At 73.5% G+C, this 6,716-nt stretch carries 7 protein-coding genes; 1 reads left to right on the plus strand and 6 read right to left on the minus strand.

Features of this window, described 5'->3' with window-relative positions:
- Positions 1-55 precede the first annotated feature (55 nt).
- Genes DRV84_RS11815 through DRV84_RS11825 form a run of 3 tightly spaced genes read right to left on the minus strand, consistent with a single transcriptional unit; the run spans position 56 to position 2,107 of the window.
- Entirely contained in the window at positions 56-577 is a 522-nt protein-coding gene (locus tag DRV84_RS11815; RefSeq protein WP_115980936.1) for a gamma carbonic anhydrase family protein, read from the minus strand.
- The gene (gene gmk / locus DRV84_RS11820; RefSeq protein ID WP_115980938.1) at positions 574-1,215 is read right to left on the minus strand and encodes a guanylate kinase; all 642 of its coding nucleotides are present in this window, start codon (positions 1,213-1,215) and stop codon (positions 574-576) included. Before gmk ends, DRV84_RS11815 begins: the two co-directional genes overlap by 4 nt.
- A gap of 4 nt (positions 1,216-1,219) precedes the next feature.
- Positions 1,220-2,107 carry a YicC/YloC family endoribonuclease gene (locus DRV84_RS11825; protein ID WP_115980940.1) on the minus strand — a complete coding sequence of 296 codons (888 nt, stop codon included), beginning with the start codon at positions 2,105-2,107 and terminating at the stop codon, positions 1,220-1,222.
- A gap of 264 nt (positions 2,108-2,371) precedes the next feature.
- Here DRV84_RS11825 and DRV84_RS11830 point away from each other — a divergent pair, with 264 nt between their 5' ends.
- The gene (locus DRV84_RS11830; protein WP_115980942.1) at positions 2,372-3,001 is read left to right on the plus strand and encodes a PAS domain-containing protein; all 630 of its coding nucleotides are present in this window, start codon (positions 2,372-2,374) and stop codon (positions 2,999-3,001) included.
- Positions 3,002-3,053: 52 nt separating this feature from the next.
- Here the strand turns inward: DRV84_RS11830 and DRV84_RS11835 are convergent, their stop codons facing one another.
- The 3 genes from DRV84_RS11835 to DRV84_RS11845 form a co-directional block, all read right to left on the minus strand.
- Positions 3,054-4,421 (minus strand): class II 3-deoxy-7-phosphoheptulonate synthase, encoded by a 1,368-nt coding sequence (locus tag DRV84_RS11835; protein ID WP_115980944.1) that lies wholly within the window; start codon positions 4,419-4,421, stop codon positions 3,054-3,056.
- A gap of 182 nt (positions 4,422-4,603) precedes the next feature.
- On the minus strand, positions 4,604-5,554 hold the full coding sequence (lipA, locus tag DRV84_RS11840; RefSeq protein ID WP_115980955.1) for a lipoyl synthase: 951 nt from the start codon (positions 5,552-5,554) through the stop codon (positions 4,604-4,606).
- 91 nt (positions 5,555-5,645) lie between these two features.
- Entirely contained in the window at positions 5,646-6,641 is a 996-nt protein-coding gene (locus tag DRV84_RS11845) for a DUF6456 domain-containing protein (protein WP_115980957.1), read from the minus strand.
- Positions 6,642-6,716: the final 75 nt, after the last annotated feature.

The following is a 6,716-nucleotide window of genomic DNA, read 5'->3' on the forward strand; positions in this document are numbered from 1 at the left end:
TGAGGCGGCGAAAGCCGCCGAGGGGGGCCGACGGCCCCCCTGCCCCGTGAGCCGCTCAGAGCGGCGCGAGCCCGTCCCGGAACCGCCGCATGTTCGCCTGGTAGCTCTCGGCGGAGGCGCGCAGCCCCGCGATCGCCGCCGCGTCGAGCGCGCGCACCACCTTGCCCGGCGCGCCCATCACGAGGCTCCCGTCGGGGATCTCCTTGCCCTCCGTGACCAGCGCGCCCGCGCCGATCAGGCAGTTCCTGCCGATCTTCGCGCCGTTCAGAACGATCGCGCCCATGCCGATGAGCGTGTTCTCCCCGATCGTGCAGCCGTGCAGCATCACCTTGTGCCCGATGGTGCAGCCCGCGCCGATGGTCAGCGGATAGCCCATGTCGGTGTGGGCGACGCAGTTCTCCTGAACGTTGGCGCCGGCGCCCACGGTGATCGGCTCGTTGTCGCCCCGGAGCGTGCAGCCGAACCAGACCGAGGCGGCCTCTTCCACGATCACGCGGCCGATCACGTTGGCGTCGGGCGCGATCCAGCTGTCGTCGGCGATCTCGGGGCGGACCCCGTCGAGGGCGTAGAGGGTCATGGCATCTCCTCGAATTCGGCCTGCAGGTGGCGGACGTGGTCGGTCAGCCCCGGCTGCTGCAGCCGGCGCAGCCGGGTGGCGGTGACGATCACGCGCAGCTTCTCCTCGGTCGCGTCGAGATCGTCGTTGACGAGGACGAAGTCGTAGCCGTCCCAATGGCTGATCTCGTCCCAGCTCTTCTGCATGCGCCGGGCGATGGTCTCCGGCGTGTCCTTGGCGCGCGTCTCGAGCCGGCGGCGCAGCTCGAGGATCGAGGGCGGCAGCAGGAAGATCGAGAGCGTGTGCAGCCCCAGCGCCGAGTTGCGGATCTGCTGCGCGCCCTGCCAGTCGATGTCGAAGAGCACGTCGCGCCCGCTCTCGATCGCCTCCTCCACGGCGCCGCGCGGCGAGCCGTAGAAATGACCGAAGACATGCGCGTGCTCCAGCATCTCTCCGGCCGCGACCTGCGCCTTGAAGCCGGCCTCGTCGAGGAAGTGATAATCCGCGCCGTCCACCTCGCCCGGGCGCGGCGGGCGCGTGGTCGCCGAGACCGAGAAGACGATCGACGGGTCCCAGGCGCGCAGGCGCTGCGCCAGCGTCGATTTCCCCGCGCCCGAGGGCGAGGAGAGGATAATCAGAAGGCCGCGCCGCGTCGCCATGTCGTCACTCCACGTTCTGCACCTGCTCGCGCATCCGGTCCACCGCGGCCTTCATCTCGAGGCCGATCCGCGTGAGCGCGGTGTCGCCGGATTTGGAACAGAGGGTGTTCGCTTCACGGGTGAATTCCTGCGTCAGGAAGTCGAGCCGCCGGCCGACCGCGCCGCCCTCGTCCAGAAGCGCGCGCGCCTGCGCCACATGCGCGGCGAGCCGGTCGAGCTCCTCAGCGACGTCGGCCTTCACCGCGATCAGCGCGAGCTCCTGCGCGAGCCGGGCCGCGTCCACCTCGACCGCCGCGCGCACGCGGTCGAGCGCGGCGCGCAGCGCCTCCGCCGCGGCGGCCTCGCGGTCGCCGGCGGCCGCCGCGGCCGCACCCGTCAGCCGCTCGATCGTGTCGATCTCGCGCCGGAGCGCCGGGGCGAGCGCCCGGCCCTCGGCCTCCCGGCTCTCGAGGAAGGCGGCGAGCACCGGCTCGAAATCGGCGAGAAGCGCCGCGCGGAGCGCCTCCGGCACCGCCTCGGCGGCCGCGTCGGACAGCACGCCGCCCATCGAAAGGAGATCCGTCGCCCGCACCGGCGCGAGCGCCACGCCGGCCACCGCCGCGCGCGCCTCGACCTCGGCCACCGCGCCGAGCGCGGCGTCGAGCCGGGTCGCGTCGATCGCCGGCCCGGCGGCCGCGCCGTCCGGCACGAGGCGCAGCGAGAGCGTCACGCTCCCCCGCGCGAGGGCCGCGCCGAGCCGCGCGCGCAGCGCCGCCTCGAGGCCGGGCACGCCCTCGGGCAGCCGCATCCGCAGGTCGAGCCCGCGCGCGTTCACGGCGCGCAGCTCCCAGCTCCACCCGTGGCCCTCAGCGGCCCCGCGCCCCGTGGCGATCCCCGTCATGGAGCGGATCACGCGCTCTCCTCCCCCGGTCTCGGCCGCGTCAGCTACGCCAACGGAGGCGGCCGGGGCAACCCCGGTTAACCAGAGCTTCCGATTTCCGCTCCAATTTCCCGAAAACCGTGCGAAGTTAAGGTTCGGGTAACCGAACTGAACATAGGCTTGCCACGCGGGCGCGGCGGCGCGCCGGAGGGACAGGATCGAGAGCGTGCGCCACCGGACGCCCGCGGGCCGGCCCGCGGAGCGCCAGGCGCGTCCATCGCGAGCAGGGTGATCGACATGGCGGATTTCACGGCGGCGCGCCGCTTCCGCGCCGGGGGACTGGTGGAAAGCTACTGGGAGGCGCTGCGCGCCGGCCGCCCCGCCCCCGCGCGCGCCGAACTCGACCCGCGCGGCATGGAGGAGGCGCTCGAATACGCCTTCTTGCTCGAGCGCGACGCGCCCCGCACGAGCCGCCTCCGGATCGCGGGGCGCCATCTCTGCGACCTCGCCGGCGACGAAATGCGCGGCGCGCCGCTCTCGCTGCTCTTTCGCCTCGAAAGCCGGGCGGCGCTCGGCGCGGCCCTCGCCGGGACATGCGACGGCCCGGCGGTGGCGACGGCGACGCTCGCGGCGGCGGCGAGCTTCGAGCGCCCCGCGCTGGAGGGGCGGCTCCTGCTGCTGCCGCTCGCCGACGCGGCGGGCTGCCTGACCCGGGTCCTCGGCTGCCTCGAGACGATTGGGCCGCTCGGCCGCGCGCCGCGCCAGCTGTCGATCGCGGAGGTCCGCACGCGCCCGATCCGCACCAGCGCCGGGGCGGCACAGGCCGTCCCGGCGCCCGGCTTCGCGGAGCCCGGGCAACCCTTCGCGGGGCCCGGCCCCGGCCGGCGGCCCCACCTCCGCCTCGTGAAATCGGGGGACGACGGGTGACGCCGGGCGCAAGGGCCTTGCAAGGCCCTTGCGCGCCCACCGCCGCCGTCGCTCAGACGGCCTGACGCTGCGCCGGGTCGCGCCGTTGGGCGAGCTCTTCCGACACGAGGAAGGCGAGCTCGAGCGCCTGGCTCGCGTTGAGCCGCGGGTCGCAGGCGGTGTGATAGCGCGAGTGCAGGTCGGCCTCGGTCACCGCGCGCACGCCGCCGGTGCATTCGGTCACGTCCTGCCCCGTCATCTCGAAGTGCACGCCGCCGGGGATCGTGCCCTCCGCCGCGTGGACGGCGAAGAACTCCCGCACCTCGCGCAGCACCGCGTCGAAGGGGCGGGTCTTGTAGCCGCTCTCGGACTTGACCGTGTTGCCGTGCATCGGATCGCAGACCCAGAGGACATCGGCGCCCTCCTCCTCGACGGCGCGGATGAGCTTCGGCAGGTGCTCGCCCGCCTTGCCGGCGCCGAAGCGCGCGATCAGCGTGAGCCGTCCCGCCTCGTTCCCGGGGTTGAGGGTGGCGATCAGGCGCTTCAGGTCGTCCACCTCCATGCTCGGCCCGCACTTGAGGCCGATCGGGTTCATCACGCCGCGCGCGAACTCGACATGCGCGCCGTCGGGCTGGCGCGTGCGGTCGCCGATCCAGATCATGTGACCGGAGCCCGCGAGCCACTTGCCGGAGGTCGAATCCTGCCGGCAGAGCGCCTCCTCGTACTCCAGCAGAAGCGCCTCGTGGCTCGTGTAGAACTCCACGCTTTCGAGCGTGTGCGCCTGATCGCCGGTGACGCCCGCGGCCTTGATGAAGTCGAGCGTGTCCGAGATGCGCGCCGCCATCGCGCGGTAGCGCGCGGCCTTCTCGCTTTCCGTGAAGCCGAGCGTCCACTGGTGCACCTGGTGGACGTCAGCGTAGCCGCCCGTCGAGAAGGCGCGCAAGAGGTTCAGCGTCGCCGCGGCCTGCGTGTAGGCCTGCAGCATGCGGGTCGGATCGGGCGCGCGCGCCGCCTCGGTGAAGGCGAGGTCGTTGACGATGTCGCCGCGGTAGGCGGGGAGTTCCACGCCGTCCACCACCTCCACCGGGGAGGAGCGCGGCTTGGCGAACTGACCCGCCATGCGGCCGACCTTCACCACCGGGACCTTCGCGGCGTAGGTGAGCACGACCGCCATCTGCAGAAGCACCTTGAAGGTGTCGCGGATGGTGTCGGCGCTGAACTGCTCGAAGCTCTCGGCGCAGTCGCCGCCCTGCAGGAGGAACGCCTCGCCCCGCGCCGCCTGGCCGAGCTGCGCCTTCAGCCGGCGCGCCTCGCCCGCGAAGACGAGCGGCGGATACTTGGCGAGCTGCGCCTCGGCGGCCGCGAGCGCGCCCGCGTCCGGCCAGTCCGGCATCTGCACCCGGGGCCTGTCGCGCCAGCCGGTTTTCACCCAGTCGCTCATCGTCGTCCTCCCGCGGCTCGGGCCGCCGTCGTCTCGGGGCCTCGTCACCTCGGGCGCCCGTCATCTCGGGGCATCGTCATACAGCCGGACGCGCCCGGTTTCCAGCGCGGATTGGACGGCGGGGCGCCGCTTTCGGCAGCCCCGGCGCAGGGGCGCGGCCCGCGGCGCCCCGCCGCGACGGCTCAAGCGCCAGCGAGCTTCTTCAGCCGGTTCTCGCGGAGGCGCTCGAAATCCTCGCCCGCGTGATAGCTCGAGCGCGTCAGCGGCGTCGCCGAGACCATGAGGAAGCCCTTGCCCCAGGCAGCCTTCTCGTAGGCGGCGAATTCCTCGGGCGTGACGTAGCGATCGACGGCGTGGTGGCGCGACGTCGGTTGCAGATACTGCCCGATGGTCAGGAAATCCACGTCGGCCGAGCGCATGTCGTCCATGACCTGCAGCACCTGCTCGCGCGTCTCGCCGAGCCCGGCCATCAGCCCCGACTTGGTGAAGATCTCCGGGTCGAGCTCCTTCACCCGCTGGAGAAGGCGCAGCGAATGGAAGTAGCGCGCGCCCGGCCGCACCTCGGTGTAGAGGCCCGGCACCGTCTCGAGGTTGTGGTTGAAGACGTCCGGCTTCGCCGCCACGACCGTCTCGAGCGCCTCCGGCGGGCAGCGCAGGAAATCGGGCGTCAGGATCTCGATCGTTGTGCCCGGCGCGCGGTGACGGATGGCGCGGATGGTGCGCGCGAAATGCTCGGCGCCGCCGTCCTCGAGGTCGTCGCGGTCCACGCTGGTGATGACCACGTGGTTGAGGCCCAGCTTCTGCACCGCGTCGGCCACGCGCCCCGGCTCGAAGACGTCGAGCGCGTCGGGCCGGCCGGTGGCCACGTTGCAGAAGGTGCAGCCGCGGGTGCAGACCTCGCCCATGATCATCATGGTCGCGTGCCCCTGAGCCCAGCATTCGCCCACGTTGGGGCAGCCCGCCTCCTCGCAGACGGTGGTGAGCTTGTTCTCGCGCACCACGTCGCGGGTTTCCTTGTAGCCCTTGCTTGCCGGGGCCTTGACCCGGATCCAGTCGGGCTTGCGCAGCCGCGGCGTTTCGGGGCGGTGGGCTTTCTCCGGGTGGCGGAGGGCGGGGTCGCTGAGATCACGCATCTCGGGCATCGCTCCTGTGTGTCCGGCCACGATGTAGCATGCGGGAGGCGGGCCGTCACCCTCGCCCCGCGCATCCCCGCCTTGCGACGCCTCAGCCGATGAGCGGCCCGCCCGGCCCCAGCGTCGCGTCGTAATGGCGCTTGAGGCGCTGGAGCGCGATGCGCAGCACGATCTTGCCCGAGCGCGCGGACCATCCCATGCGCCGCTCGGCGCTCTCCAGCCCCTCGAGGTAGCAGCAGCACCGCAGCGCCACGTCGCCGAGACCCGGACCGAGCTCGGCGAGCGCCGCCTGCACGCGACGCCGCGCCGCGGCCGGGCCGCGCGCGGGCGCGTCGCCCTCCGCGGCCCCGGCCTCGGCCCCGGCGGTCAGGAAACGGTCCCAGTCCTGCGTCACCGCGGGGCCGAGCTGGGCGATCTCGAAATCCTCGCGCAGCCGCTCTCCCGCGCGCACGAGCGCCGGCGCGAGAAAGGGCCGCCCCTCCGCGTCGCGCCGCCGCGCGAGCGCCTGCAGGGGCGAGTCCGCCGGCCCGTAGCGCGGCGCGCGCGGCGCGGGCTCCGCGCCCTCGAACCGCGCCGGCGCCTCGGCGAAGCCCCCTCCCCCGGTGCCGAGCGCGGCGCGCCCCGCCCCAGTGATCGCGTATTGCGCCACGCGCCCGCCCTTGCGGCAGGCGATCCAGTCCTTGAGCGCCATCGCCTGTGCGAGCGCCGCGTCGAGCACCGCGGTGCGTTCGCGCGCACCCTCGGCGTCCTCGCGCACGACGACGGCCTTTTCCATCCCCTCGGCCACGGCGAGCACCGCGCCCGGCTCGCAGAGGCGGCGCAGCACCGCCTCGGCCTCCGGGTCGAGCCGCGCGGGAAGCCCCGCGCCGTCGTGCCCCACCAGCCGGCGCAGCGCCGCGTCCACCAGCGGATCGTCGCGCCGCGCCTCGATCTTGCGGATCTGGCGCATCACGGTGGAGGCGTGACACCCCGCCCGCCGCGCGAGCTGCCGGATGGGCAGCCCCGCCTCGGTATGCTGTACGTAATGACGCGCCGCGGTCGGCACCCACTCGGGCAGCCCGGCGCCGCCCGCGCGCACCCCTTGCATCCCCATGACCCCTCCCCTGGGCGCGCGCCACGCCGGGCGCGCCACGCATCCGCAGAGTTAAGGAACATCTGAAAA

Source organism: Rhodosalinus sediminis (genome assembly GCF_003385555.1).
GTDB lineage: Bacteria > Pseudomonadota > Alphaproteobacteria > Rhodobacterales > Rhodobacteraceae > Rhodosalinus > Rhodosalinus sediminis.